The organism is Streptomyces sp. NPDC088252, from assembly GCF_044740965.1.
In the GTDB taxonomy this organism is placed as follows: domain Bacteria; phylum Actinomycetota; class Actinomycetes; order Streptomycetales; family Streptomycetaceae; genus Streptomyces.
In genome coordinates, this window is the sequence record NZ_JBIURS010000002.1 from 368,158 (window position 1) to 390,964 (window position 22,807).

The following is a 22,807-nucleotide window of genomic DNA, read 5'->3' on the forward strand; positions in this document are numbered from 1 at the left end:
CCCCCATGACCGAGACGGCGCAGATGACCGCGAACGCCGCCGCGAGGAGGAACGGGATCAGGGTCAACGCGCTGGTCAGATCGAGCGCGAAGTCGAAGGCGTCGTTGGAGAACAACGTGACGACGAGGACGGCCTGACTCAGCAGCGTGGTCGTCAACAGTGCCGGAACGGGTACGTCGGCGGTGGTGGAACGGCCGAGGGACCGGGGCATGTCGTCGTCCTTGGCGGCCACGGAGAGGACGTCGGCGGCCATCAGGGTCCGGGCCGGACAGGCACCGAGGACGGAGACGATGAGCCCCACGCTGACGAAGACCTTGCCCCAGGTGCCGACCGCGTGCTCCAGGACCCCGGCCATGGAGGGCTGGAGCGGCTCGGCGATCTCGCGCATCGGCATCAGTCCGTACGACACGATGGTGACGGAGGCCAAGACGGCGAAGACGCTCAGGAACCCGAGGACCGTGGCCCGGCCGACGTCCTCGCGTCGCTCGGCGAGCCGGGAGTACACGCCGGCGCCGCGGTCCGGCGGCTGCGGTCTCGGCGCCGCTGCCCGTGTCAGTCATGTCGTTCCTCGTCGATGCGTCCCGGTGTCCCGCACGGCCCCGCAGACTCCCTCGCCCGACTCAGGGAGAACCTAGTGCCATTTTTACCCGTTTGCCCGATATGCCCCTTCACGGTTCGCGCCGGATGCGCCCGCGCCGGCCGCGGTGGCCGCGATGCCGTCGGCGGCGCTAGCCTGGGGGAGCAGCGGCCGGTGACGGCTGCTGCACGGCGGTGGGGCCCGCCGTACCCGAACCGCGGGGCGCGTGCGCGCGTGCCGCCAACGGTCCCTGCTTGCGATGGAGCGTGCCCGTGCGCGGGCGCCCGGCAGGTGGGAGACGTATGCCCAGGCAGGCCCAGTCACGCCGTGTGCCCCCGGCAGCGGTGACGGAGCGCGGCGGCGATCCGCCTGCCGGGCGGAGTGCTCCCGGCAGGCGCGTCGGGCTCTCCCGGCTGCAGTGGCCGGTTCTCGCCATGGTCTCCCTCGGGGGCACGATCGGGGCGTCGGCCCGGTACGGGGCGTCCCTCCTGTGGCCCACCGCTCCGGGCGGTTTCCCGTGGACGACGCTGACCGTGAATGTCGTCGGATGCGCGGTGATCGGCGTGTTCATGGTGGTGATCAGCGACGTATGGGCGGCACACCGACTGGTGAGACCCTTCTTCGGTACGGGGGTGCTGGGCGGATTCACCACGTTCTCCACCTACGCGGTGGACATCGAACGCCTCGTCGCCCACGGCCGGGCCGGTCCGGGCCTGGCGTATCTGGGACTGACACTGTTCGCCGCCCTCGCGGCGGTGTGGAGCGCGGTGTGGGCCACCCGCCGCGTACTGGCGTGGAGGCAACCATGACAGGACGGACGAACACGGTCCCGGCCCTGCGACTGACGGTCCTCGTCAGCGAGACCGACGGCTGGCACCACAGGCCCGTGTACACGGAGATCGTGCACCGGGCACACCGGGCGGGACTCTCCGGTGCGAGCGTCTTCCGCGGAATCGAGGGGTTCGGCACCTCGTCGATGATCCACACCCAACGGCTGCTCTCACTCAGCGAGGACCTGCCGGTGGCCGTCGTGATCGTCGATGCCGAGGAGAGGATCCGCGCGTTCCTGCCGCTCGTCGAGGAGCTGCTCACGGACGGCGGCCTGGCCGTCCTGGACCACTGCGAGACGGTCCGGCACGACGACGACCGGGAGCAGAACCCGTGAACTGGCTCCTGGTGATCGTCGGGGCCGCGGTCGGTGCCCCGCTGCGCTATCTGACCGACCGGGCGGTCCAGTCCCGGCACGACGCCGTCTTCCCCTGGGGCACCCTCGCCGTCAACGTGAGCGGGTCACTCGTCCTCGGGCTGCTGACCGGCGCCGCCACCGCCGGGGCCGCCACCTCCCACCTGCAGCTCCTGCTCGGCACCGGGCTGTGCGGAGCGCTCACCACCTACTCCACCTTCAGCTACGAAACGCTGCGGCTGGCCGAGGACGGCGCCAGGTTCTACGCCGCCGCCAACATCCTGGCGAGCATCGTGGCCGGACTCGGCGCCGCATTCGCCGGAGTCTCCCTCACCCAGGCCCTGTGGGCGTGATGCACCGGCCGACGATGCGCCCCTGGCGATTCGTGGTCTGGTTCGGAACCATCAGCCTGCTCGCCGACTTCGTCTACGAAGGGGCGCGTTCGATCACGGGTCCGTTGCTGGCCTCGCTGGGGGCCTCGGCCCTGGTGGTCGGCGTCGTCACGGGTGCGGGTGAGGCGGCGGCGCTGATCCTGCGGCTGGTCTCGGGGCCGTTGGCGGACCGGACGGGCCGGTTCTGGGGCTGGACGATCGCCGGGTACGCGCTGACGGTCGTCAGCGTGCCGGTGCTGGGCCTGACGGGGGTGCTCTGGGCCGCCTGCTCCCTGGTCATCGCCGAACGGGTCGGCAAGGCCGTCCGCTCCCCCGCCAAGGACACGCTCCTGTCGTACGCCACCGCCGCGACGGGCCGGGGACGGGGCTTCGCCGTGCACCAGGCGATGGACCAGGTCGGGGCGCTGATCGGCCCGCTGACCGTCGCCGGTGTGCTGGCCCTGACGGGCGGCGACTACGCACCGGCGCTCGGCGTCCTGGCCCTGCCGGGCGTGGCGGTGCTGGCCCTGCTGGTCCGGCTCAGGCACCACGTCCCGCAGCCGGCGGGGTACGAGAGCGCGGCGACGGAAGCGGAAGCGGCGGCCGGTACGGAGACCGGCTCCGGGCGGTTGCCTGCCGCGTTCTGGCGGTACGCCGCGTTCACGGCCGTCACGACCTCGGGCTTCGCCACGTACGGTGTGCTGTCCTTCCACCTCGTCACGCACGGGATGCTCGCCACGGCCTGGGTTCCGGTGCTGTACGCCGGTGCCATGGCCGTGGACGCGCTGGCGGCGCTGGCCACCGGATGGGCCTACGACCGGATCGGGCCCCGGGTGCTGGCCGTGCTGCCGCTGCTGGCGGCTTCGGTGCCCGTGCTGGCCTTCGGCGGCAGCCTCTCCGTCGCGGTGATCGGCTCACTGGTGTGGGGGGCCGCGATGGGCATCCAGGAGTCCACGCTGCAGGCCACCGTCGCCGACCTCGTCCCGCCGGGGCGGCGGGCGACCGCCTACGGGGTCTTCGCGGGGGTCATCGGCGCCGCGACCCTGGCCGGTGGCGCGCTCGTCGGCGGTCTCTACGGCTACTCCATCCCGGTGCTCGTCGTGGTGGTCGTGGCGATCCAGGCCGCCGCTCTGGTGTTGCTGTCCGGCACCCGTGCGCACCGCGGCTGAACCCGCCGGGGCCGCGGGACACGGCGTCCGCGCGGCTCAGTCGCCGCCCTAGGAACCGGCGGCCCGCTTCCGGGCGGCTTCGATCTCCGCGTACGCCATGTCGCGTCCCTCCCAGTGCGAGCCCTCCACCGACTTGCCGGGCTCCAGGTCCTTGTAGACCTCGAAGAAGTGGGTGAACTCCAGGAGGTCGAAGCTGGACACGTCGCCGATGTCCCGCAGGCCGGCGTGGCGGGGGTCGTGCGCGGGAACGCAGAGGACCTTCTCGTCGGGACCCTTCTCGTCGCGCATCACGAACATGCCGATGGCCCGGCACTGGATCGTGCAGCCGGGGAAGGTGCGCTCGCCCACCAGCACCAGGGCGTCCAGGGGGTCGCCGTCCCGGCCGAGCGTGTGGTCGATGTAGCCGTAGTCGGCGGGATAGCGGGTGGCCGTGAAGAGCATCCTGTCCAGCCGGATGCGCCCGGCCTCGTGGTCCATCTCGTACTTGTTGCGGGATCCCTGGGGAATCTCCACGATCACGTCGAATTCCACGGCGACGGCCTCCAAGCGGCAGGCGGGCACGGTGTCGTCACGCGCATGGCCAGGGACCGTCGGCGGAAGGTGTCCGCGGTTGCGGTGAGCCCCATCACCGGCACGCCGGGGCGTGCACTCCCAGTCTGCATCCTCACGCGGATGCCGCCAGCGCTAGCCGCGGTCGTGCGCCCAGGGGAGCTACCCGGTACCCACTGTGCGTGACGTGACAGCTGCCGCCCCATGTGTCACGTACTCCGGGCACCACCGTCCCGCGGCCGGGCCCCGCACGGGGGAAACATCCGGCTTTGTCGCCACCTCGCCTTGCTGTCAGGCAGGTTGATGAGGTGCCCTCCTCGTCGCGGCCCGGCGCACGGTGGCCCAGTGTGGTGGGTGTCCGGACGGGACGGGCCAGTGGGCCGCCCGCCGGTCACCCGTCGACGAGGAGGAGCCCGCCATGCCGGACGCCCTGAACACCGCTGTCTGCGAGCCCGCACTGACCCCCCGCGAGCGCCAGGTCCTGACGCTCCTCGCGGGCGGCGAGACCTACTGGGGAATCGGCCGTCGGCTGGGCATCAGCCCGCACACCGTCGACACCCATCTGCGCCGGCTCCGCGACAAGACGGGCACGACCAACCGGACCCAGCTCGTGGTTCTGGCCATCCAGCGGGGATACCTGTCCTGAGGGAACGCGCGCGGCCTCGGAATTCGCTGCGCTTGGGGCGGCTTCGCGCCATTTAGACCCCCTTCACTTTGCGGTCACGCACCTTGGTGAGGGGCCCGCTCCCGTACATGCGCGACGGGCCTGGGCCAGGGTTGTCACACACCGCACGAACCGGAGCGGGCCCGCCGAAAGGGCGGGCCCCACACCACGTCCCTGGGGGGAACCATGCCGAAGCGCCTTGCTCTGCTCCTCACCACCACCGCCACCGCCGCCCTGCTGGTCCTCCAGCCCGGCTCCCCCGCGTACGCCGACGACTGCGGCGGCATCCAGCTCTCCTCCGTACCGGCCCATGCCGAGGGGACCACGGACAGCCCGCTCATCGGAGGGACCCTCCCGGCCGAGGGACAGTCGGACCAGGGACGGGTGAGCACGTGCGACACCTCGTGGGGCGGCTGAGCCCGCCGTACGCGGATCAGCTGCCGGGCGGCGTCAGGTCGGTGACCACGTACCGCGCCCCCGGTGTCAGTTCCACCGTCCAGGACCAGCGTGCCGGGATGTAGAGGACTTCGCCCGACCGCAGCCGGTGCCGGAAGGCTTCCGCACCCTCGGCCCCGTCGTCGCGCAGTCTCCACATCCCCGCGCCCTCGGTCTGATGGATCACCAGATGAGCGGCGGGGTTCCTCGGCCCGCCGCCGGTGCGACTGCACCGGCCGCTGCTCGCGACCAGGCCGGTACGGAGCCCGAGTTCGGCGGCCAGACCGTCGAGCGCCTCCGGTCGCTGCGGGGCGCCGAGGGCCGGATGCTCGTGCTCGGGCCACATCACCCCGGGCGCCCGGTCCAGGTGTACGGAGAGGAACAGCAGCAACTCCCGCAGGTGGAGGGCGCCTTCGCTCACCGTCGGTGTCGCCGGGGGCCGGCCGTCCATGTCCCTCCTCCTGCTCGTCGCCGGGGCATCGGCGAACCGCTGCCCGAGCACCGCCCCGAGCTCTCCCCGCATGGGCCGTGCTGACAGCATCCGGTACCGCGCGGCCACGGACCAGTCGCGTGATCACGCCACCGGCAACCCGTGACGGGCGGGGCCGACCGTCAGACGACGGAGCCGCCCTCCGCGCACGAGGTGTCCGGCAGGAGCCCCCGGGCGACGGCATGGGCTCCGGCCTGGAAGCGGCTCGTGGCGTCCAGCTCCTCCATGATGTCGGCGATGTGCCGACGGGCGGTGCGTAACGACATACCGAGCCTGCGCGCGATGGCCTCGTCCTTCAAACCGGCGCCGAGCAACCGGACGATCGTCTCGTGGATCTCCCGGGACACCCCTTCCAGGCCCTGGCCGGCGGCATCCGCGAACGGGGTGGACCGGTCCCAGGCCTGCTCGAAGATCTCGCAGAGATAGCCCACCGTGGACGGCTCCCGTATGACGACGGCACCCCAACTGTCGTCCCGCACGGGGATGAAGGCGAGCTCACGGTCGAAGACGATGAGCCGGCCGAAGAGTTCGTGCGCGGTGCGGTACTGGCCGCCCAGCGCGGACGCGGCGGCCACGTACGCCTGGCTGGGACCGTTGAACCGGGCGGTGTGGTGGTAGAGCGTGCGCAGCCGGATGCCGCGCTCCAGCATCGACTGGTCCCGTACCAAGGCCTCCCGCATCGCCTCGGGGTCCCGGGCCCCGCCGCCGGGCTGGCTGGTCAGCACTTCCAAGCGGCAGCGGTTCGAGGCCTGGTTGAGGGTGTTGCGCACGTCCTGCACGTTCTCCAGCAGTTCCAGCGACTCGCTGCGCGAATGACGCCGGTGGTAGCAGGCGACGAAGGGGCCGAGGTCCTGGCGCATCCCGGCGAGCCCGTCCTGCTGTTCGCGGATCTTCGCCTCCACGGGCGCGGCCAGCTGCGCCAGCGCGGTCTCGGGCGCGACAGCGAACAGCCCCGGGGAGTCCCCGGCAGCGCTCTGCGCATGCAACAGCCGGGCCCGCCGCAGTCGTTCCAGGCTGAGGGCGGCCTCCTCGGGCGCGATCGCGGTGGCCTCGGCAACGGCCTGCGGGTCGCCCGTGCGGTGTTCGAGGACCCAGCCGTACACGGCGAGGTCGATCTCACCGAGCCCCCGGGCCGCCTCGAACGGCCCGGTGCGTGCCTGCTCCTGCCCTTTCACGTACCCCCCTCACCGCCGTCCGGCGGGTGTTGTCGATCCGCGAAAACTATGCCGCTGGCAAGAATAGGCATCAGGGGCGAACAGACGGGATCTTGTCGCGTCAGGACTGCGCAAAGCCCCCGGGCACAGGGCTTCGGGGGCTGCGGGTGGCGCGGTGGTCCAGGGTGGCCGGAGGCGTTACGCGGCTGTCGGCATCGTCGCGCGCATGGCGGCGCGCGCATGGGCCACCAGGGTCTCGGGGGTGAGTTCCGCCAGGGTGCGGCGGGTGTGGCCGATCAGGGACTCGGCGGCATCGGTGAGCGCCGCGTCGTCGAGCGGCCGTCCGGGGACGGCGGCCCCCTCCGCGAGGAAAGCGCGCAGCAGGGCGTACAGGTTCGCGGTTCCCGCCTCACGCACGGTCAGCGAGAGGTGGACCGACGGGGCGTCGCCCACGGCGTCCGCGTGGTGCGCGAACCCCCTGGGCACATAGAGGACTTCGCCGGGGGTCAGTACGGTCTCCAGCAGCAACTCGCCCGGGTCGCCGTCCTCCCTGGCCGGTTCCCAGTTCCCGTCGGCCGGCCCGCCGTGCACACGCCAACGTTTCTCACCGCTGATCTGGATCGCGAGGACGTCCGCGTCGTCGCGGTGCAGAGGTCGGCCCCGGGTGCCCGCGGGGGTACGGAAACAGAACGCCTCGACCTGGCGGCCGAGTTGCTCGGCGAGACCCGTGGTGAGCGCCCGTACGCCCTGGTGCCACTGGTCCACGTACCGCAGCAGTACGGTCGCCCGCTCGACGTCGACCAGGTGCCTCACGAGCTCCGCGTCCGCGTAGTCGTCCACGATCTCGCCGAGCACCACCCGGGGTGTGCAGAACCGCTCGACGGGCACGTGGCGGTCCTCGTGGACGAGCCCTATATAGGGGACTCTGAGCAGCCCGGCTTCGAGCAGGCCGTCCAGTTCGGCGGTGTCCAGCAGGTCCACCGGGGGGTCGTCGGGGCGCAGAACGGCCGGTGCGCGGCGCCAGTGCGTGGCGAAGAACTCCTGCTCGTCACGTACACATCGCTTCAGCCAGTCCATCGTTGGTCTCGCTCTCCGTCGGGGCGCCGGCCGGTCAGGCCGTGGGCCGGCTGCTGTAGGCGTGCAGGCGGGCGCTGTGCACGAGGGATTCCGCGCTCGCGCCGTCGAGCCGGTCGCGGAAGTGGTCGAGGAGGGCGGCGGCCGTCCTGGTCAGATCCGCGTCGTCGAGGGGGCGGGCGGGCAGGGCGAGGCCGGTGGTGAGAAAGGACTCCAACTCCGTGCGCAGGTGTCCGGCGCCGGCCTCGCGCAGCGCGATCGTGAGGTGCAGCGAGGGGCCGTCCGCGGTGGCCTGCGCGGTGTGGGCGTAGCCGTTGGGGACGTACAGGACCTCGCCGGGGCGTACGACGGTGTCGAGCAGTACGGGGCCGGGGTCGTCCTCCCGCACGGGCTGCCAGTCCGCGTCGGTGGGACCGCCGAACACCTGCCAGTGCTTGGCGCCGCTGAGCTGGATCACGAGGATGTCGCCGTCGTCGCGGTGCACGGCGCCGAAGCGTCCGGGCTGCGAGTAGAAGCAGAAGGCCTCGGCCAGCCGCCCGAGTCCCTCGGCCAGTCCGTCGGTGAGCCGCCGGACCGGCGGGTACCAGTGGTTGACGTAGCGCAGTTGCAGGGTGGCCCGCTCCTCGCGGATCAGTCTCCGGACGCGCTCCGGGTCGAGGCAGCCCTCCAGATGCCGTCCGGCCACCACCCGGGGCGGGCAGTAGGCGGCCTCCGGCACGGCGCCCGCCATCGTGAACAGTCCGGCGTACGGCACTCTGAGGACACCCGAGTCGATGAGATCGTCGAGGTCGGCGGGGGTGAGGATTTCGGTGGGCGGATTGTCCGGCCGCAGCACAACGGGCCCTTGGCGCCACTGCGTACGGAGGAACCGGTCCGCGTCGGAAACACAGCGTTCGAGCCAGTTCACGGCTCACTCTCCTTGTTCACGCTCCGGCTGCGGGGCCCGCCGGCCGGGTGGCCGGCGGGCCCCGTCAGGGCGCTGTCGGGGGTCGGATCCGAAAGGGGACCACCGGGGTCGGACGACCGCCGGTACCGCTCGGACCACCGCCCGGTCAGTCGGGCAGCTGTCCCGGTCGGACGGCTGCCCCGGGCGGACGGGCCGCTGCCGGGATCAGATGACGTCCGGGTAGCAGTCGCCGCAGCCCGCCTCGACGGCGTGGCTCGGCGCGGAGTCCGACGCGGCGAACGCGCTCGGGGCGAACATCGAGCCGCCGATGACGGCGGCGGCGGCGACGCCGAGCGCGGCCTTGCGGGACAGGGTGAGACCGGTCCTGGGCTGGGCGTCGGCCGGCTGGGCGGCGGTGTTCTGCGAGAGGTTCATGGGATCTCCTGTGTCATCGGGCCGGCCCTGTGAGGCCGGGTTTCCTGCCCGGGGCGGTTCCCCCTTGGCTGGTCTCAATCCTGGATTCCGGCCGCCTTCGCCGACAGAGACGAGAGCCCGCTCCCGCATGCACGTGACCCGGGCCGGACACGGCGCGACACCGGGGGCTCCGGCCCTCGACCGCGGATGGATCGCCATGTGCACAACAGGCGGAGGAAGCGCGACGGAAGCCTTGGTCGGGAGCGAATGACCCGCGAACCCTTCACACAGGCGTGGTGCATGCGCCGTCCACCGACGCGAACGCCCCGGAGGTGACCAGGAGGGTCACACATTCATATACACACCGGGTGCGCATTCTTGACCGTTCGTCACCTATGTCCACCGAAAAGCCCCAGGTCAGCCCGGCATTGGATGGCCGACTCCGACCCTGGATGTGAACATTCCGCGTCAAGAGTGCAACTGGCGTGTCGGTCTTGACATTTACCCGAGAGGCCGATGCTAAGATCATCTTACTTCCAGTGGGCTGATGGCGTATGGGGGCATTCCGGGAGGGATGAATTCCTCGGCCCCGCTTTCGGAGGGGCCTTCCCTGCGTGGCACAAGTCGCGACTAGACCAGTCCGGCCGGTGCGGCTCATGAGGGAGCGTCAAGCCGTTTCCATAGCCGTGGCACTTGAAGTGAGTCTCATGACATTTGCACAGGGCCCTCTCTTCTGGGCGCTGGTTGTCGTAGCACTGGTCGCTGTCGGTGCCGTCCTGCGGGCTCGCAAGACCAACATCGGGCTGCGCAGACAGAACACCGATCTACGGGGCGAGCGTGACGCGCTGCAACGGCAGCGGGACGAGCTCCACGTAGCCCACACCGGTCTGCTGCACCGGCAGGCCGCCGAGATGAATGAGGTCCGCAAGGACGCCGAGGAGGAGACCAAGGCCGTCCTCAAGGCGGCCGTGCGTACCCTTCAGGGGCTCGCGGACGAGCAGCAGGTGGTCGTCGAGAACGCCCAGAAGAAGTACGGCGACGACCCCAACATGCTCGCCGACCTGATGGCCATCGACCACGCCAACAGCCAGTTCGGCCGCCGCGCGCAGGGCATCGCGGTGCTGTGCGGCGGCTGGCTCGGGCGCAGGGAGACCGTCGCCTCGGTCTTCGACGTGGCCCGCAGCGCACAGGGCCGTATCCGGCAGTTCGACCGGGTCCGGGTCAACGGACAGGTCAACTTCTCGGTCGTCAGCAAGGCCGTGGAACCGGTCGCGGTGGTCCTCGCCGAGCTGCTGGCCAACGCCACCAACTACTCGGCCCCCGGTACGCCGGTGGAGATCAACATCCAGGCCGTTCCTAAGGGCGTCTGCCTCATCATCGACGACGCGGGCCTCGGCATGGGCCAGGAGGAGAAGGACCGCGCGGCGGCGCTCCTCGCACCCCAGGCCGCGATCAGCGTCTCCAGCCTGGGCATTCCCCCACAGTTCGGATTCGCCGTCTCCGGTGTACTGGCCGCCCGCTACGGGTTCAAGGTCTCGGTGGACTCGGTATCCCCTTACGGAGGCGTACGCGCGGTGGTTCTCCTGCCCGACGAGCTTCTCACCGGTGATGCGCCCACGCCCCCGGTGGCCGCCGCGGCGCCCCTCGACCACGACGCGGAGGTGTCGGCGCTCCCCCGCCGCCAGGTGAGCGCGCCGCCGCCGACCCCACTGTTCCCGCCGGCCGCACAGCCGGCCTCCGCCCCGCAGCCCACGGGGTCCTTCACCACCGCCGGTGGCCTGCCCAAGCGTCGTCGCAAGAGCCCGGTCTCAGTGGTGCCGTCGACCGACCCCGGGCCGGTGCGCAGCAACGAGGAAACCGCCTCCCGCCTGGGCGCGTTCCAGCGCGGAACACGGTCCGGACGTGACATGACGACGATGGAAGGACCCGAGATCCAGTGAACCCCGATCTGACCTGGGTGCTCAACGATGTGCTCCAGGTACCCGGCGCTCGGCACGCGATCCTCGTCTCCGCCGACGGTCTGCTGCTGGCCAACTCAAGTGAGATCGGCCGGGACGACGCGGAGACCGTGGCGGCCGCGATGAGTTCCATGCAGTCGCTGAGCCGGGCCGTCGCGCCCTTCATCGGGGCCCAGACCCCCGGTCGCTGGCGTCAGACGCTCCTTGAGTACGAGCACGGCTGGATCTTCCTGATCGCCGCGGGCACCGGCGCCTATCTGGCGGCGGCCGCCGCGGCCGACGTGGACATGGAGGCCATGTCCTTCCGTATGCAGCAGCAGGTCACCGCGCTGGGGAAGGCGATGACCACGCCTCCCCGCCACAACGTCGGAAGCGACGCATGACGGCGCCGGGCGAGGAGCAGTCCGTCAGCAGCGGGTTCGTCCGGTCGTACGTCATCACCGGCGGACGCGGGCTGCCCGACGCGGAGGGTCTGTCCCTCGTCACTCTGGTCACCATCGCACCCGGCCGGCAGCAGCCCCCGAACCCGAGCCCCGAGGTCCGGGCGATCTGGAAGCTGTGTTCCGGCGGCTATCTGTCGGTGGCCGAGGTCGCGGGCCATCTGGAACTGCCCGTCGGAGTGGCACGGCTGCTGCTGAACGATTTAGCGGAACAGGGTCATCTGATGCGCCGCAAGGCGCCACCGCCGGCTCAGCTCGTTGACAGGAAGATCCTCGAAGAGGTGTTGCATGGACTCCACGTCCGGTTCGGCTGAGAACATCTATGTGTCGGACGCGGTACAGCGTGCGGCGAAGATCCTCGTCGTCGGACACTTCGCCGTGGGCAAGACGACGCTCATCGGCACCCTCTCCGAGATCACACCGCTGCGCACCGAGGAGAGGATGACGCAGGCCAGTGCCCACGTCGACGATCTGCGGGGCGCACCCGACAAGGTCACCACGACGGTCGCGCTGGACTTCGGCCGTCTGACGCTGAGCGACGAGCTGGTGCTGTACCTGTTCGGTACGCCGGGCCAGCAGCGTTTCGTCGAGCTGTGGGAGGACATGGCCCGGGGTTCGCTCGGCGCGCTGCTCCTCGTCGACCCGGCCCGTCTCGCCGACACCTTCCCGGTGATCGACCTGGTCGAGACGTACGGGCTGGAGTACGCCGTCGCGGTCAACAGCTTCGACCCGTACTCCCGGCATGCCGAGGAGGAGTTGCGCGAGGCCCTCGACCTGCTGCCGGACACCCCGGTCGTCTACTGCGACGCCCGGGACGAGAACTCGTCCGCGCAGGCCCTGATCACCCTGGTACAGCACCTTCTCGCCCGGGTGGCCTGACCTCCGCTCCGTCCGCCGTCCGCCGGAACGGGTGACCCGAGCCCCGTTTTCCGTCCACCGTCCGGGCCCACGAGGCCCGCGATCACACCTAGGAATCACACATGGACTCTCAGCCGGGAGCCACCCCGTACAGCGCCCCCACCGGGTGCCCGATGCACGGCGAGCGGCAGAAGTCGCTCTACGGGCCGGAGTTCGCGTCCGATCCGCAGCGTGTGTACGACGAGTTCCGGGCGCACGGGCTCGCCGCTCCGATCGAGCTGGCCCCCGGAGTGGACGCCACCTTGATCGTGCAGCACGAGGCCGCGCTCCGGGTCCTGCAGAACCCCTCCTTCTTCGCCCGTGACTCCAGGCGGTGGGCGGCGCTGCGGGAGGGCCGCGTACCGCTCGACAGCCCGGTGCTGCCGATGATGGCGTACCGGCCCAACTGCCTGTTCACGGACGGCACCGAGCATCTGCGGCTGCGCAAGGCGGTCACCGAGAGCCTCGGCCGGCTCAACACCAACCGGCTCAGCCGGGACGTCGAGCGCATCGCCGACTACCTCATCGACCAGTTCATCGAGCGTGGCAGCGCCGACCTGCTGGGCGACTACGCCAAGCTCCTGCCGCTGCTGCTGTTCAACCAGCTCTTCGGCTGCCCCGGTGACATCGGCGACCGGCTGACGCGCTGGATGTCCGCGATCTTCGACGGCGAGGACGTGCTGCGGGCCAACGCCGAGCTGACGGAGTGCCTGATGGAACTCGTCGCGCTCAAGCGGCGTCAGCCCGGTGAGGACATCACCTCCTGGCTCATCCAGCACCCGGCCGGGCTGCGGGACGAGGAGCTCAAGGACCAGCTCGTCATGCTGATGGGCGCGGGCATCGAGCCGGAACGCAACCTCATCGCCAACGCACTGCTCCTCCTGCTGTCCAACGACGCCGGGAACCCGCACCGTCGGGGTACGGGGATGCTGGTCGAGGACGCCCTCGACGACGTGCTGTGGAACAATCCGCCGATCGCCAACTACGCCACGCACTACCCGGTCCAGGACGTCGACCTGGGCGGTGTGACGCTGAAGGCGGAGACCCCCGTACTGATCAGCTTCGCCGCCGCGAACAGCGACCCCGCGCTCACCGACGCCCGCCAGACCCTGAGCAAGGGCGCCCACCTCGCCTGGGGCGCGGGCCCGCACGTCTGCCCGGCGAAGTCCCCCGCGCAGCTCATCGCCCTCACCGCGATCGAGAAGATCCTCAACTCGGTGCCGGACCTCGCCCTCGCCATCCCGTCCTCGGCGATCGAATGGCGGCCGGGTCCGTTCCACCGGGCCATGGTGTCCCTGCCGGTGCGGTTCAGCCCGAGCGCGCCGCGCCATGCTGCGAAGGCCGCGACGCAGTCGCCCGTTTCGTCCCGGATCACCCCTGCTGAAGAGCTTCCCGCCGCGCGCTACGACCAGGCGGAGTCGCCGAAGAAGGCGAAGGGCTGGTGGAGTTCCTTCCTGGACGTCTTCCGGGTGTGACGCCGTCCGACGCCGATGAACCGGGCCGGTTCATACGCATAACCGGCCCTGTTCACCGGCCGACTTGAGCACCGTCCGGCACATGACAAGGGGTCAGCAGGGCATTTCTCTGTGACAGGAGCAACAGGGATCGACGCTTGGCGGACATATGCGGAGGGGTAAGTTCTGGCCGTAACCATGAGCCCAGGGCAAGGAACTCTGCGTGAGCGCTATATGTGGCACAGACCGGCCCGCCGTCGACCGCCGTGCCCTCATCTCCCTCCTACGACGTCTCAAATCGCCGGAAGGGCAGGCCGATCCCTACGGCCTCCTGGGTGAGATGAGAGCCATGGGAGATGTCGTACGCGCTCCCTGGGACGCGTACTTCGTCACCGGGTTCGACGCGTGCAGCGAAGTGCTCCGCGGTCGCAACTGGCTGGCGCCGGACTTCGCCTGGCAGGAGCGCCAGGAGGACACCGAGCGCTGGGAAGCGGTCGCCACCCAGGAGATGACCAAGACGCTCTCCCGCCTCAACGCGCCCGAGCACACCTGCCAGCGCCGCAGCCTCGGCAACCTCTTCGACCGTTCGACCATCCAGCGGCTGACCCCGCAGGTCGAGGAGCACGTCACCCGCCTCCTCGACGATCTGGCCGACAAACTGCGCCGGGGCGAGGCCGACTTCGTCAGTACGGTCAGCGAACAGCTCCCGATCAGCACCATCGGCTCCTGGCTGGGGATCCCGCCCGAGGACTACGCCCACATCCTGGAGATCACCCACAACCAGGTGCACGCCCAGGAGCTGCTGCCCACCAAGAGCCAGCTCGCCGTGTCCGCCGAGGCGACCGTGCATCTACGCGCGTACTTCACCGAACTCGTGAAGCAGCGCCGCGCGAACCCCGGCAACGATGTCCTGACCGGCTGGATCCACACCTGGGACGCGAAGGAGCCCGACCGCGAGGCGGCGGACGAGATCCTTTACCGTCTCACCATGTTCGTCACCATCGCCTCGCTGGAGACCACCGCGACACTGCTGTCGACCATGGTGGGTCTCCTGCAGGGGGAGCCCGGCCGGTGGGCGTGGCTCGCGGAGAACCCGGGTTACATCGACGCCGCCGTCGACGAGGTCCTGCGGTACGACCCACCCATCGGGATCAACACCCGGATCGCGGCCGACGACACGGTCCTGGCGGGCGTGCCGATCGCGAAGGACAGCATGGTCCACGTCATGTACGGGGCCGCAAACCACGACCCGCGGCGCAACGAGAACCCGGACGCCTTCGACATCGAGCGCACCGGCACCCACCTCACCTTCGGCGGCGGAGTGCACTACTGCCTGGGCGCGGCCCTCGCCCGCCTGGAGGCCCGTACGCTCCTCACCCAGCTCCTGAAACGTTTCCCCACCCTGCGCACCGTCACACCGGCCAGTTACGCGTCCCGCCTGGTCTTCAGGCGCGTGACCTCGCTGGGCGTGGCGATATGAAGCTCTCCCTCCCCGACTGCCTCTCCCCCTACCGGCGACCGGGCACGGTGCGCACCGAACGCGAGGGCCCCGTCCTGCGGGTGGAGCTGAACTCCCCCGCCACCGGCAACGCTGTCACCGAGGCGATGCTGGACGATCTGCTGGCGGTCCTGGCCGTCCCGGACCCCGATGTCCGGGTGCTGGTGCTCAGCGGTGCCGGCGACGACTTCTGCCTGGGCGGTGACCGCGGCGAGTTCGCCGACTGGCTCGACCACGATCCCACCGGGCGGGGCATCCGGATCGCGGGCGACAAGGCCCGCCGCGTCTGTGAGGCCCTCTCCACCAGCCAGGTCGTCACCATCGCCAGGATCCAGGGCAAGGCGATCGGCGCGGGACTGGCGCTGGCACTCGCCTGCGATCTGCGCGTCGGCGCGGACACCGCCGGGTTCCGGCTGCCGGAGCTGGCGCTCGGGCTGCCCACCGCGTGGGGCGGCGTGCTGCCCCGGCTGATCCATGAGGTCGGCGCCGCCCGTGCGCGCGAGCTCATCCTGACCGGACGTGCCTTCGACGCCGCGGAGGCGTACGAACTGTCCATCCTCCAGCGCATCGTGCCCGAGGACTCCCTCGACGCGGCGGTCACCGCGTGGGCCAAACCCGTCGTGCGCCGCCCGGAGGCCGCCCTGCGCGTCACGAAGGCGCTGCTCAACTCCTACGCCGCCCCGACCCGGCTGGCCGATCCGTCCGTCCTGGACGCGGAGCTGATGGCCACCGTCGCCGCCGCGACCCGCCGCAGCCGCGACGCCGGAGGGGCCGGAACGGTGCGTCAGGGTCCTTCGCCTCGATCAAGCCCGGCCTGATGGCGCATTGCTCCACTGGTGTCACGTTGTCGGGCGACGGGTGTGGACGAGCGGCTCGGCCTCCTCGGGCGAAATAGTCTGCCGGGCGGGGGCCTCGGCGGTCGATCGTCCCGCGTGCGTGCGTCAACGGGATCCACTCGATCCGGTCGGACTCGTTCTCACGTGCGGGACCACCGGAGGCGGGAAGGGGTCCGGAGGCGGGGTACGTGGGGGACGTCAACGGGTCCGGCGCTTCCCGCAGCACACTCCTGCAGCCGTTCCCAGGCGAACACCGACTGTCGGGTTTCGCATACCGAGTGAGGTCACACACATGAGGAAGCACCGCGGTAGGATGTCCCGCCGATCGATGGCCGTTGCTGTCGTCGCCTTCGGAACCGTGGGAGCCGTGGGGACCACGGGACACGCGGGGACCGCGGAAGCCGCAGATGTGCCCGCCGCCACCGCGACCCTCTTCGGTTCGCATCAGAAGGAAACCGCGCGCCTGCTGACGCTGGTCAACAGTGTGCGGCGCGCGGTCGGTTGCCCTTCTTTGACGACGAACACGAAACTCACGAAGTCCGCCCGGAAGCACAGCGCGGACATGGCCTCCCACCGGAACATGTCCCACACCGGCTCCGACGGCTCCGCCCCGAGCGACCGGATCGCGGACGCCGGGTACGAGCGGAGTGCGTACGGCGAGAACGTCGCCCGCGGCTACACCACCCCGGAGAGCGTCATGGCCGGCTGGATGAGCAGCCCCGGCCACCGGCGCAACATCCTCGACTGCTCGTTCAAGGAAATCGGCCTGGGCCTCGCGCAGCCCGGCAACTACTGGACGCAGGACTTCGGACGGCCCCGCGCTCAGGCGAAGGACGGAAGGTAGGGGGCAGGGGCGCGGTTGCGCGCAGGCGCGCACCGGGAAAGTGCCTGCGGTCCGGTACCGGCGGGGTCCGGCCTCGGTCGGCAGGGCTGTCGGTGTGCCGTTGATGCGCGCGATGCGTTCGCGCCAGGGGATGCGTTCGGGTTCCGGTTCGGCGGCGGCGGTACGGCATGGGGCACATTCGGTTTCGCCGAACAGGGGGCGGAAGACGTGTGGTTCACCCGGGGCCCGGCATTCGACCGGTTCGGGGCGGGGCGGGAGTCTCGCGGCCGAGGCCGGACCAGGGGTTCGGGGAGTGCAGGCCCCCGGATGGTGTTGGTGCACCGCCGGGGGCTGCCCCACGTGCGCGTACGCGTGCAGAGGGTGATGATTTCGTCACCCGTACCGCACCGTCTCCATCTCCCGCCACGCGAACGGAACTTCGCACGCCGTCCCACGTCGCGCAGCTCCCACGACGCGCCCCCGCCGTCCTGTTCCAGGGGTACGGCAGAGACCCCGCGTACGGCAGCGGTAGTACGTGCGACTCCATGCAGGTGGACGACGACGATGACGCCCCTGTTCACGAAGGATCGAGGCATTCCTCCGGCCCCGCCGTGCCCCGGCGCGGCCCCGGCACGGCCGGAGCGCGGCATTCGCGCCGCCGACCCGTTGCCCGACCCAGACAGACTGGAGCGCCTCCTCGTGGCTACCTTCCTTTACCGGCTGGGCCGCTTCTCCTTCCGGAGACGCCGGCTCGTCGCCCTGCTCTGGGTGGTGGTCCTGGCCGCCTGCGCGTTCGCGGCGGCCAAGGCGCCGACCGCCCCCGAGGACGGGTTCTCGATGCCCGGCACGGAGTCGCAGAAGGCGTTCGACCTGCTGGACCAGCGCTTTCCCGGCGGCAACTCCAACGCCGCCGACGCCCGTATCGTCTTCGTCGCGCCCAAGGGCCAGAAGATCACCGCGGGCCCGAACAAGGCCGCCGTCGAGAGGATCGTCGCGGACGTGGCGGCCGGCTCGCAGGTCAAGGGCGCGCTCGACCCGTTCGACATGGCCGGGGCCGTCAGCAAGGACGGCACGACCGCGTACTCCACCGTCTCGTACGACGTACGGAGCACCGACCTCACCGACGCCACCACCAAGGCGCTGGAGGACGCCGCCGAGAACGGGCGGGACGCGGGCCTGACCGTGGAGCTCGGCGGTTCGGCCCTGGTGCCGGAGGGAGAGCTCGGCGGCACGACCGAACTCATCGGTGTCGCCGCCGCCGCGGTCGTCCTGCTCATCACCTTCGGATCGCTCGCCGCCGCGGGCCTCCCGCTGCTCACCGCGATCGTCGGCATCGGCGTGGGCGTGGCCTCGATCGTCGCCATCGGGATGTCCACGACCACGACCACGCTCGCCCTGATGCTGGGGCTCGCGGTCGGCATCGACTACGCCCTGTTCATCGTCTCGCGCTACCGGACGGAACGCGCGGAGGGCCACAGCGCCGAACAGGCCGCGGCGCGGGCCGTGGGAACGGCGGGATCCGCCGTCGTCTTCGCCGGTCTCACCGTCGTCATCGCCCTGGCAGGCCTGTCCGTGGTCGGCATCCCCGTCCTCACGAAGATGGGCCTCGCCGCGGCGAGCACCGTCGTGATCGCCGTCCTGGTGGCGATGACCCTGCTGCCCGCACTGCTCGGCTTCTTCCAGAAGGCCGTCCTGCCGCGCGCCCAGCGCAAGGCGCGGGGCGGGCAGCGCGCCGAGGGAGACCGGCCCAACACGGGCACCCGCTGGGCCCGCTTCGTGATCCGTCGGCCGCTCGCGGTCCTGGTGCTCGGCGTCCTCGGCCTCGGCCTGATCTCGGTACCGGCGCTCGACCTCCAGCTCGGCATGCCGGGCGACGAGTCGAAGTCCACCTCGACCACCCAGCGCCGCGCCTACGACGCCCTGGCCCACGGCTTCGGTCCCGGCTTCAACGGGCCGCTCACCGTGGTCGTCGACGCCAAGGGCTCGAACGACCCGAAGGCCGCCGCGGCGCGGGCCGCCGAGCGGCTCAGCGCCACCGACGGCGTCGTCGCCGCGACGCCGCCCGCCTTCAACAAGGCCGGTGACACCGCGGTGCTCACCGCCGTACCCGCCACCGGACCGAGCTCCGCGGACACCACGGACCTCGTCCACACCATCCGCGACGAGGCTCGTGACCTGCGGTCCGAGACCGGTGCGACGATGCTCGTCACGGGTGCGACCGCGGTGAACATCGACGTGTCGCAGAAGGTCACCGATGCGCTGGTCCCCTACCTCGCGCTCGTCGTCGGTCTGGCCTTCCTGCTCCTGATGGTCGTCTTCCGCTCGCTGCTGGTCCCGCTCAAGGCGGCCCTCGGCTTCCTGCTGTCCGTGACGGCGGCCTTCGGCACGATCGTCGCGGTCTTCCAGTGGGGCTGGCTCGCCGACGCCCTCGGCGTCGAGCAGACCGGACCCGTGATGAGCATGATGCCGATCTTCCTGATCGGGGTGGTCTTCGGTCTGGCGATGGACTACGAGGTCTTCCTCGTGACCCGGATGCGGGAGGCGTACGTGCACGGGGAGCGGCCCGGCGAGGCGATCGTCACCGGGTTCCGGCACAGTGCCCGGGTCGTCGGAGCCGCGGCCGTCATCATGATCGCGGTGTTCGCCGGGTTCATCGGGATGAGCGAGTCGATGATCAAGATGATGGGTGTCGGCCTCGCCACGGCTGTCTTCTTCGACGCGTTCGTCGTCCGGATGACGGTCGTCCCGGCGGTGCTCGCCCTGCTCGGCGACCGGGCGTGGTGGCTGCCCCGCCGGCTGGGGAAGCTCCTGCCCCAGGTGGACGTCGAGGGCGAGAAGCTGGACCAGGGCGGGGCCGCGGCACCCGCGCCGACGGCGGAACCCGCCCCCGGTCCCGTACGCGTATGAGTCGCGGGGGAGTGACGTGAGGCGGCCGCAGGCCCGTCCGTCGTGCGCAGGACGGACGGGCCTGCGGCCGCCCCGCGCGGGCGGACGGCCGAGTCGAGGACCATGGATGGCCGGACAGACCCTGCGGAAGAGGAAGAGAGACTGCGTGTTCACCGACTGGTGGCAGTGGGCCCGACGCCACCCCCGGGCCGTCGAGGTGGCGGTGGCTGTGCTGCTGTGGGTCTTCGCGGTCTTCTCCAGCACCCTGACCGGCGGCCGGATCGTCCGCTCCCCGATGCTCGTCTTCTCCCTGGCCGCCGTCGTGCCCTCCGCCGTTCTGCTGCTGGGGCAGCGCCGGTATCCGCGCACGGTGGTGGTGGTGACGACGGTGTGCGGCAGCGTCCTGGCCCTCATGGGCAACAGCATCGGGTTCGACCCCAGTCCGAGCGTCGCGGGCGCCGCCATGGTCGCCCTCTACCTCCTGGCGCTGCGTACGGACCTCCGCACGACCACGGTGTACACGGCCGGGGCGGCCGTCACCCTCGCCGCCTTCTCCATCACCTGGGGCGGCGGCTCCTTGCTGCGCCCCAACCAGATCGGCATCCTTTCCTGCGTCCTGCTCGCGGGGACCTTCGGTGAGTCGGTACGGACCCGGCGCGACCACGTCGCCGCCGTGGAGGCACGGGCGGAACTGGCGGAACGTACCCGCGAGGAGGAGGCACGCCGCCGGGTGAGCGAGGAACGGACCCGGATCGCCCGCGAGCTCCACGACATCGTCGCGCATCACATCGCCCTCGCCCACGCGCAGGCGGCCACCGCGGCGTACCTGCTGCGCAGCCGGCCCGAGCAGGCGCAGGACATGATGGACCAGCTCGCCGGAACCACCTCCTCCGCACTGCGCGAACTCAAGGCGACCGTGGGGCTGCTGCGCCGCGAGGGCGATCCGGAGACGCCTCTGCAACCCTCCCCCGGGCTGGCGCAGCTCCCGGAGCTGATCGCCTCGTTCGAGCGGACGGGCCTCGCCGTCTCGGTGTCGGTGGAGGGTGAGAAGCGGGCGCTGTCGTCGGGCACGGACCTGACCGCGTACCGGATCGTGCAGGAAGCGCTGACCAACGTCACCAAGCACGCGGGCTCCGCGACGGCCTCGGTGCGGCTCCGCTACACGCGCCGCCTGCTCACCCTCACCATCACCGACGACGGACACGAGCCGCAGACGGCGGGCGCGCCCGGGTACGGCCTCATCGGCATGCGGGAACGGGCCCTGTCCGTCGGCGGCCGACTGGCCGCCGGGCACCGGGCGAGCGGCGGTTTCGAAGTGACCACGGAACTTCCTCTGGAGACGGCGGAACCCGAACCCCACCAGGAGAACGAGAGGACTGCGCGGTGACCATCCGGGTACTGCTGGCCGATGACCAGGCGCTGCTGGCCGGAACCTTCCGGCTGCTGATCGACTCGAACGACGACATGGAGGTCGTCGGCGTCGCGGCGGACGGCCGGGAGGCGGTGGAACAGGCCCGCGCCACCGCGCCGGACGTGGTCGTCATGGACATCCGCATGCCGGGCCTCGACGGGCTGGCGGCGACCGAGGAGATCTGCCGCGACGAGGCGCTGCGGGAGACCCGCATCCTCATCCTCACCACGTTCGAGATCGACGAGTACGTGGCGCGGGCCCTGCGCGCGGGCGCCAGCGGCTTCCTCGGCAAGGACGTCGGCCCCGAGGAACTCCTGGACGCGATCCGCACGGTGGCCTCGGGCGACACGCTGCTGTCGCCCACCGCGACCCGGGCCCTCATCACCCGTTATCTCGCCCGCCCGGAGGGCGGCACCGCCGTGCCCGCAGCACTGGACGTCCTGACCGCCCGCGAGCGCGAGGTCATGGCGCAGGCCGCCGAGGGGCTGTCGAACGACGAGATCGCCGAGCGGATGCATGTCAGCCCGCTGACCGTACGCACCCATGTCGGGCGGGCGATGAGCAAGCTGGGAGCCCGGCACCGGGCCCAACTCGTCGCCATGGCCTACCAGTCGGGCCTGGTGCGGGTGGACCCGCCGCAGCCGGGCGACGGGCGCTGAGGGGGGCGCGGCGCGGTGCCGAAGGGCATCGCCGCGGCGGCCCGCCCGCCTTCCGCGGAGCGCGCGTCCATCCATGTCCGGTCCGCGCCAGGAACGCGTCAAGGCATCCGGCCCAGAAATCCGGACGGGGTGGTCCGGAGGCATGCTGGAGTGGCCGGCCGGACCGGCCGGCATTCCGGAGCACCTCTGGACCACAGCGAGGTGGATCATGGGATTCCCGCTTCGTGACCGCATCGCACTGGCCGCGGCCCTGGTCGGCCCCCTGCTCGCCGCGCTGGTGCTGACGCCCTTCCGTACGAGCCTGTCGGGCACCAATCTGGCCCTGATCCTGGTGGTCGTGGTGGTGGCCGTCTCGGCCATCGGCAACCGCTGGGCCGGGGCCGTCGCGGCGCTGTCGTCCGCCGCGTGGTTCGACTTCTTCCTCACGCCGCCGTACCAGCGGTTCAGCATCACGGGCACCGACAACGTGGAGACGGCGGTCCTGCTCCTGGCCGTCGGTCTCGTGGTGTCGCAACTGGCCGCGCACGCCCGTCGTCTGCGGGTGATCACCGTGACCGACGCCGACCATCTCGCCCGGATCCACGACATCGCCCTGCTCGTCCAGTCCGCCGCCTCTCCCGACCTGGTGGTGGAGCGGGTGCGGCAGCAGCTCGTGGGCCTACTGCGGCTGCGGGAATGCCGTTTCGAGTACGGAAGCCTGCTGGGGCATCCGCCACGGCTGGAGCAGGACGGCTCCGTCGTCGTGGGGCACCGGCGCCGCGACATCGACCGCGACGGCTGGCCGGAGGGCGAGATCGAGCTCCGCGCCTCGGCCGGCGGCCACTACTCCGGCCGGTTCATGCTCCGGCCCATCCCCGGAACCGTCCCGTCCTTGCAGGCCCGTCTCGTGGCGGTGACCCTCGCCGATCACGCCGGCGCCGCGCTCGACACCGCCGGTCCGGTGCTGGACCGCTGACGGCCCGGCCGCCGTGGCACGGGC

24 protein-coding genes and 1 pseudogene are annotated in these 22,807 nt (G+C 71.2%); 18 read left to right on the forward strand and 7 right to left on the reverse strand.

The annotated features are described in order from the left end of the window. Positions 1 to 13: 13 nt before the first annotated feature. Positions 14 to 514, reverse strand: a pseudogene (locus ACIOHC_RS05445) (amino acid permease); the annotation flags it as partial. Positions 515 to 879: 365 nt separating this feature from the next. On the opposite strand from ACIOHC_RS05445, the gene crcB (ACIOHC_RS05450) reads away from it, so the two are divergent. Genes crcB (ACIOHC_RS05450) through ACIOHC_RS05465 form a run of 4 tightly spaced genes read left to right on the forward strand, consistent with a single transcriptional unit; the run spans position 880 to position 3,300 of the window. Then, on the forward strand, positions 880 to 1,386 hold the full coding sequence (gene crcB, locus ACIOHC_RS05450; protein ID WP_389636117.1) for a fluoride efflux transporter CrcB: 507 nt from the start codon (positions 880 to 882) through the stop codon (positions 1,384 to 1,386). Beyond that, positions 1,383 to 1,742, forward strand: coding sequence for a DUF190 domain-containing protein (locus tag ACIOHC_RS05455; RefSeq protein WP_351071696.1), 360 nt, complete (start codon positions 1,383 to 1,385; stop codon positions 1,740 to 1,742). Before crcB (ACIOHC_RS05450) ends, ACIOHC_RS05455 begins: the two co-directional genes overlap by 4 nt. Then, positions 1,739 to 2,113, forward strand: coding sequence for a fluoride efflux transporter CrcB (gene crcB, locus ACIOHC_RS05460; protein ID WP_351071698.1), 375 nt, complete (start codon positions 1,739 to 1,741; stop codon positions 2,111 to 2,113). The genes ACIOHC_RS05455 and crcB (ACIOHC_RS05460) overlap by 4 nt, the downstream gene beginning before the upstream one ends. 14 nt (positions 2,114 to 2,127) lie before the next feature. Further along, complete coding sequence (locus tag ACIOHC_RS05465) at positions 2,128 to 3,300, forward strand: MFS transporter (protein ID WP_351071701.1); 1,173 nt, start codon at positions 2,128 to 2,130, stop codon at positions 3,298 to 3,300. A gap of 48 nt (positions 3,301 to 3,348) precedes the next feature. Here ACIOHC_RS05465 and ACIOHC_RS05470 read toward each other — a convergent pair whose 3' ends face one another. Continuing rightward, the gene (locus ACIOHC_RS05470) at positions 3,349 to 3,831 is read right to left on the reverse strand and encodes an inorganic diphosphatase (protein ID WP_351071703.1); all 483 of its coding nucleotides are present in this window, start codon (positions 3,829 to 3,831) and stop codon (positions 3,349 to 3,351) included. 436 nt (positions 3,832 to 4,267) lie between these two features. Between ACIOHC_RS05470 and ACIOHC_RS05475 the strand changes: the two genes are divergently transcribed. Next, the gene (locus ACIOHC_RS05475) at positions 4,268 to 4,495 is read left to right on the forward strand and encodes a helix-turn-helix transcriptional regulator (protein WP_351071705.1); all 228 of its coding nucleotides are present in this window, start codon (positions 4,268 to 4,270) and stop codon (positions 4,493 to 4,495) included. A 204-nt stretch (positions 4,496 to 4,699) separates the two neighbouring features. Beyond that, positions 4,700 to 4,930 (forward strand): hypothetical protein, encoded by a 231-nt coding sequence (locus tag ACIOHC_RS05480; RefSeq protein ID WP_351071707.1) that lies wholly within the window; start codon positions 4,700 to 4,702, stop codon positions 4,928 to 4,930. Between the two features lie 16 nt (positions 4,931 to 4,946). On the opposite strand, the gene ACIOHC_RS05485 is transcribed toward ACIOHC_RS05480, so the two are convergent. From ACIOHC_RS05485 to ACIOHC_RS05505, 5 genes are all read right to left on the reverse strand, one after another. Further along, positions 4,947 to 5,399: a hypothetical protein gene (locus tag ACIOHC_RS05485; protein WP_351071709.1), complete on the reverse strand. Its 453-nt coding sequence runs from the start codon at positions 5,397 to 5,399 to the stop codon at positions 4,947 to 4,949. A gap of 161 nt (positions 5,400 to 5,560) precedes the next feature. Beyond that, a complete protein-coding gene (locus tag ACIOHC_RS05490) occupies positions 5,561 to 6,613 on the reverse strand; it encodes a helix-turn-helix transcriptional regulator (protein WP_351071711.1) in 1,053 nt (350 codons plus the stop codon). A gap of 177 nt (positions 6,614 to 6,790) precedes the next feature. Next, positions 6,791 to 7,669, reverse strand: coding sequence for a JmjC domain-containing protein (locus ACIOHC_RS05495; protein WP_365691450.1), 879 nt, complete (start codon positions 7,667 to 7,669; stop codon positions 6,791 to 6,793). Between the two features lie 34 nt (positions 7,670 to 7,703). Continuing rightward, complete coding sequence (locus ACIOHC_RS05500; RefSeq protein ID WP_351071715.1) at positions 7,704 to 8,573, reverse strand: JmjC domain-containing protein; 870 nt, start codon at positions 8,571 to 8,573, stop codon at positions 7,704 to 7,706. A gap of 204 nt (positions 8,574 to 8,777) precedes the next feature. After that, the gene (locus tag ACIOHC_RS05505; RefSeq protein WP_351071717.1) at positions 8,778 to 8,987 is read right to left on the reverse strand and encodes a hypothetical protein; all 210 of its coding nucleotides are present in this window, start codon (positions 8,985 to 8,987) and stop codon (positions 8,778 to 8,780) included. A 686-nt stretch (positions 8,988 to 9,673) separates the two neighbouring features. Here ACIOHC_RS05505 and ACIOHC_RS05510 point away from each other — a divergent pair. From ACIOHC_RS05510 to ACIOHC_RS05565, 12 genes are all read left to right on the forward strand, one after another. Next, on the forward strand, positions 9,674 to 10,906 hold the full coding sequence (locus ACIOHC_RS05510; protein WP_351071718.1) for an ATP-binding protein: 1,233 nt from the start codon (positions 9,674 to 9,676) through the stop codon (positions 10,904 to 10,906). Then, positions 10,903 to 11,307 (forward strand): roadblock/LC7 domain-containing protein, encoded by a 405-nt coding sequence (locus ACIOHC_RS05515; protein ID WP_351071720.1) that lies wholly within the window; start codon positions 10,903 to 10,905, stop codon positions 11,305 to 11,307. The genes ACIOHC_RS05510 and ACIOHC_RS05515 overlap by 4 nt, the downstream gene beginning before the upstream one ends. After that, on the forward strand, positions 11,304 to 11,678 hold the full coding sequence (locus ACIOHC_RS05520) for a DUF742 domain-containing protein (protein ID WP_351071722.1): 375 nt from the start codon (positions 11,304 to 11,306) through the stop codon (positions 11,676 to 11,678). The genes ACIOHC_RS05515 and ACIOHC_RS05520 overlap by 4 nt, the downstream gene beginning before the upstream one ends. Next, positions 11,653 to 12,243 (forward strand): ATP/GTP-binding protein, encoded by a 591-nt coding sequence (locus ACIOHC_RS05525; protein ID WP_351071724.1) that lies wholly within the window; start codon positions 11,653 to 11,655, stop codon positions 12,241 to 12,243. Before ACIOHC_RS05520 ends, ACIOHC_RS05525 begins: the two co-directional genes overlap by 26 nt. A gap of 101 nt (positions 12,244 to 12,344) precedes the next feature. Next, positions 12,345 to 13,736 carry a cytochrome P450 gene (locus ACIOHC_RS05530; protein WP_351071727.1) on the forward strand — a complete coding sequence of 464 codons (1,392 nt, stop codon included), beginning with the start codon at positions 12,345 to 12,347 and terminating at the stop codon, positions 13,734 to 13,736. 328 nt (positions 13,737 to 14,064) lie between these two features. Then, positions 14,065 to 15,195 carry a cytochrome P450 gene (locus ACIOHC_RS05535; protein WP_365691482.1) on the forward strand — a complete coding sequence of 377 codons (1,131 nt, stop codon included), beginning with the start codon at positions 14,065 to 14,067 and terminating at the stop codon, positions 15,193 to 15,195. Further along, positions 15,192 to 16,031, forward strand: a complete 840-nt coding sequence (locus ACIOHC_RS05540; RefSeq protein ID WP_401841559.1) for an enoyl-CoA hydratase/isomerase family protein — start codon at positions 15,192 to 15,194, stop codon at positions 16,029 to 16,031. The genes ACIOHC_RS05535 and ACIOHC_RS05540 overlap by 4 nt, the downstream gene beginning before the upstream one ends. A gap of 385 nt (positions 16,032 to 16,416) precedes the next feature. Further along, the gene (locus tag ACIOHC_RS05545; protein WP_389636107.1) at positions 16,417 to 16,893 is read left to right on the forward strand and encodes a CAP domain-containing protein; all 477 of its coding nucleotides are present in this window, start codon (positions 16,417 to 16,419) and stop codon (positions 16,891 to 16,893) included. A 678-nt stretch (positions 16,894 to 17,571) separates the two neighbouring features. Then, positions 17,572 to 19,779: an MMPL family transporter gene (locus tag ACIOHC_RS05550; protein ID WP_401841562.1), complete on the forward strand. Its 2,208-nt coding sequence runs from the start codon at positions 17,572 to 17,574 to the stop codon at positions 19,777 to 19,779. 106 nt (positions 19,780 to 19,885) lie between these two features. Beyond that, positions 19,886 to 21,145: a sensor histidine kinase gene (locus tag ACIOHC_RS05555; RefSeq protein ID WP_401841565.1), complete on the forward strand. Its 1,260-nt coding sequence runs from the start codon at positions 19,886 to 19,888 to the stop codon at positions 21,143 to 21,145. Further along, positions 21,142 to 21,828 carry a response regulator transcription factor gene (locus ACIOHC_RS05560; protein WP_351071737.1) on the forward strand — a complete coding sequence of 229 codons (687 nt, stop codon included), beginning with the start codon at positions 21,142 to 21,144 and terminating at the stop codon, positions 21,826 to 21,828. The genes ACIOHC_RS05555 and ACIOHC_RS05560 overlap by 4 nt, the downstream gene beginning before the upstream one ends. 208 nt (positions 21,829 to 22,036) lie before the next feature. Next, positions 22,037 to 22,783, forward strand: coding sequence for a DUF4118 domain-containing protein (locus tag ACIOHC_RS05565; protein ID WP_351071739.1), 747 nt, complete (start codon positions 22,037 to 22,039; stop codon positions 22,781 to 22,783). The last annotated feature ends 24 nt before the right edge of the window (positions 22,784 to 22,807 follow it).

Coding starts and splice junctions, on each gene's coding strand:
- crcB (WP_389636117.1), top strand. CDS start 880: ATGCCCAGGCAGGCCCAGTCACGCCGTGTGCCCCCGGCAGCGGTGACG.
- ACIOHC_RS05455 (WP_351071696.1), top strand. CDS start 1,383: ATGACAGGACGGACGAACACGGTCCCGGCCCTGCGACTGACGGTCCTC.
- ACIOHC_RS05465 (WP_351071701.1), top strand. CDS start 2,128: ATGCGCCCCTGGCGATTCGTGGTCTGGTTCGGAACCATCAGCCTGCTC.
- ACIOHC_RS05475 (WP_351071705.1), top strand. CDS start 4,268: ATGCCGGACGCCCTGAACACCGCTGTCTGCGAGCCCGCACTGACCCCC.
- ACIOHC_RS05480 (WP_351071707.1), top strand. CDS start 4,700: ATGCCGAAGCGCCTTGCTCTGCTCCTCACCACCACCGCCACCGCCGCC.
- ACIOHC_RS05485 (WP_351071709.1), bottom strand. CDS start 5,399: ATGGACGGCCGGCCCCCGGCGACACCGACGGTGAGCGAAGGCGCCCTC.
- ACIOHC_RS05495 (WP_365691450.1), bottom strand. CDS start 7,669: ATGGACTGGCTGAAGCGATGTGTACGTGACGAGCAGGAGTTCTTCGCC.
- ACIOHC_RS05505 (WP_351071717.1), bottom strand. CDS start 8,987: ATGAACCTCTCGCAGAACACCGCCGCCCAGCCGGCCGACGCCCAGCCC.
- ACIOHC_RS05510 (WP_351071718.1), top strand. CDS start 9,674: ATGACATTTGCACAGGGCCCTCTCTTCTGGGCGCTGGTTGTCGTAGCA.
- ACIOHC_RS05520 (WP_351071722.1), top strand. CDS start 11,304: ATGACGGCGCCGGGCGAGGAGCAGTCCGTCAGCAGCGGGTTCGTCCGG.
- ACIOHC_RS05525 (WP_351071724.1), top strand. CDS start 11,653: ATGGACTCCACGTCCGGTTCGGCTGAGAACATCTATGTGTCGGACGCG.
- ACIOHC_RS05530 (WP_351071727.1), top strand. CDS start 12,345: ATGGACTCTCAGCCGGGAGCCACCCCGTACAGCGCCCCCACCGGGTGC.
- ACIOHC_RS05535 (WP_365691482.1), top strand. CDS start 14,065: ATGGGAGATGTCGTACGCGCTCCCTGGGACGCGTACTTCGTCACCGGG.
- ACIOHC_RS05540 (WP_401841559.1), top strand. CDS start 15,192: ATGAAGCTCTCCCTCCCCGACTGCCTCTCCCCCTACCGGCGACCGGGC.
- ACIOHC_RS05555 (WP_401841565.1), top strand. CDS start 19,886: ATGGCCGGACAGACCCTGCGGAAGAGGAAGAGAGACTGCGTGTTCACC.
- ACIOHC_RS05565 (WP_351071739.1), top strand. CDS start 22,037: ATGGGATTCCCGCTTCGTGACCGCATCGCACTGGCCGCGGCCCTGGTC.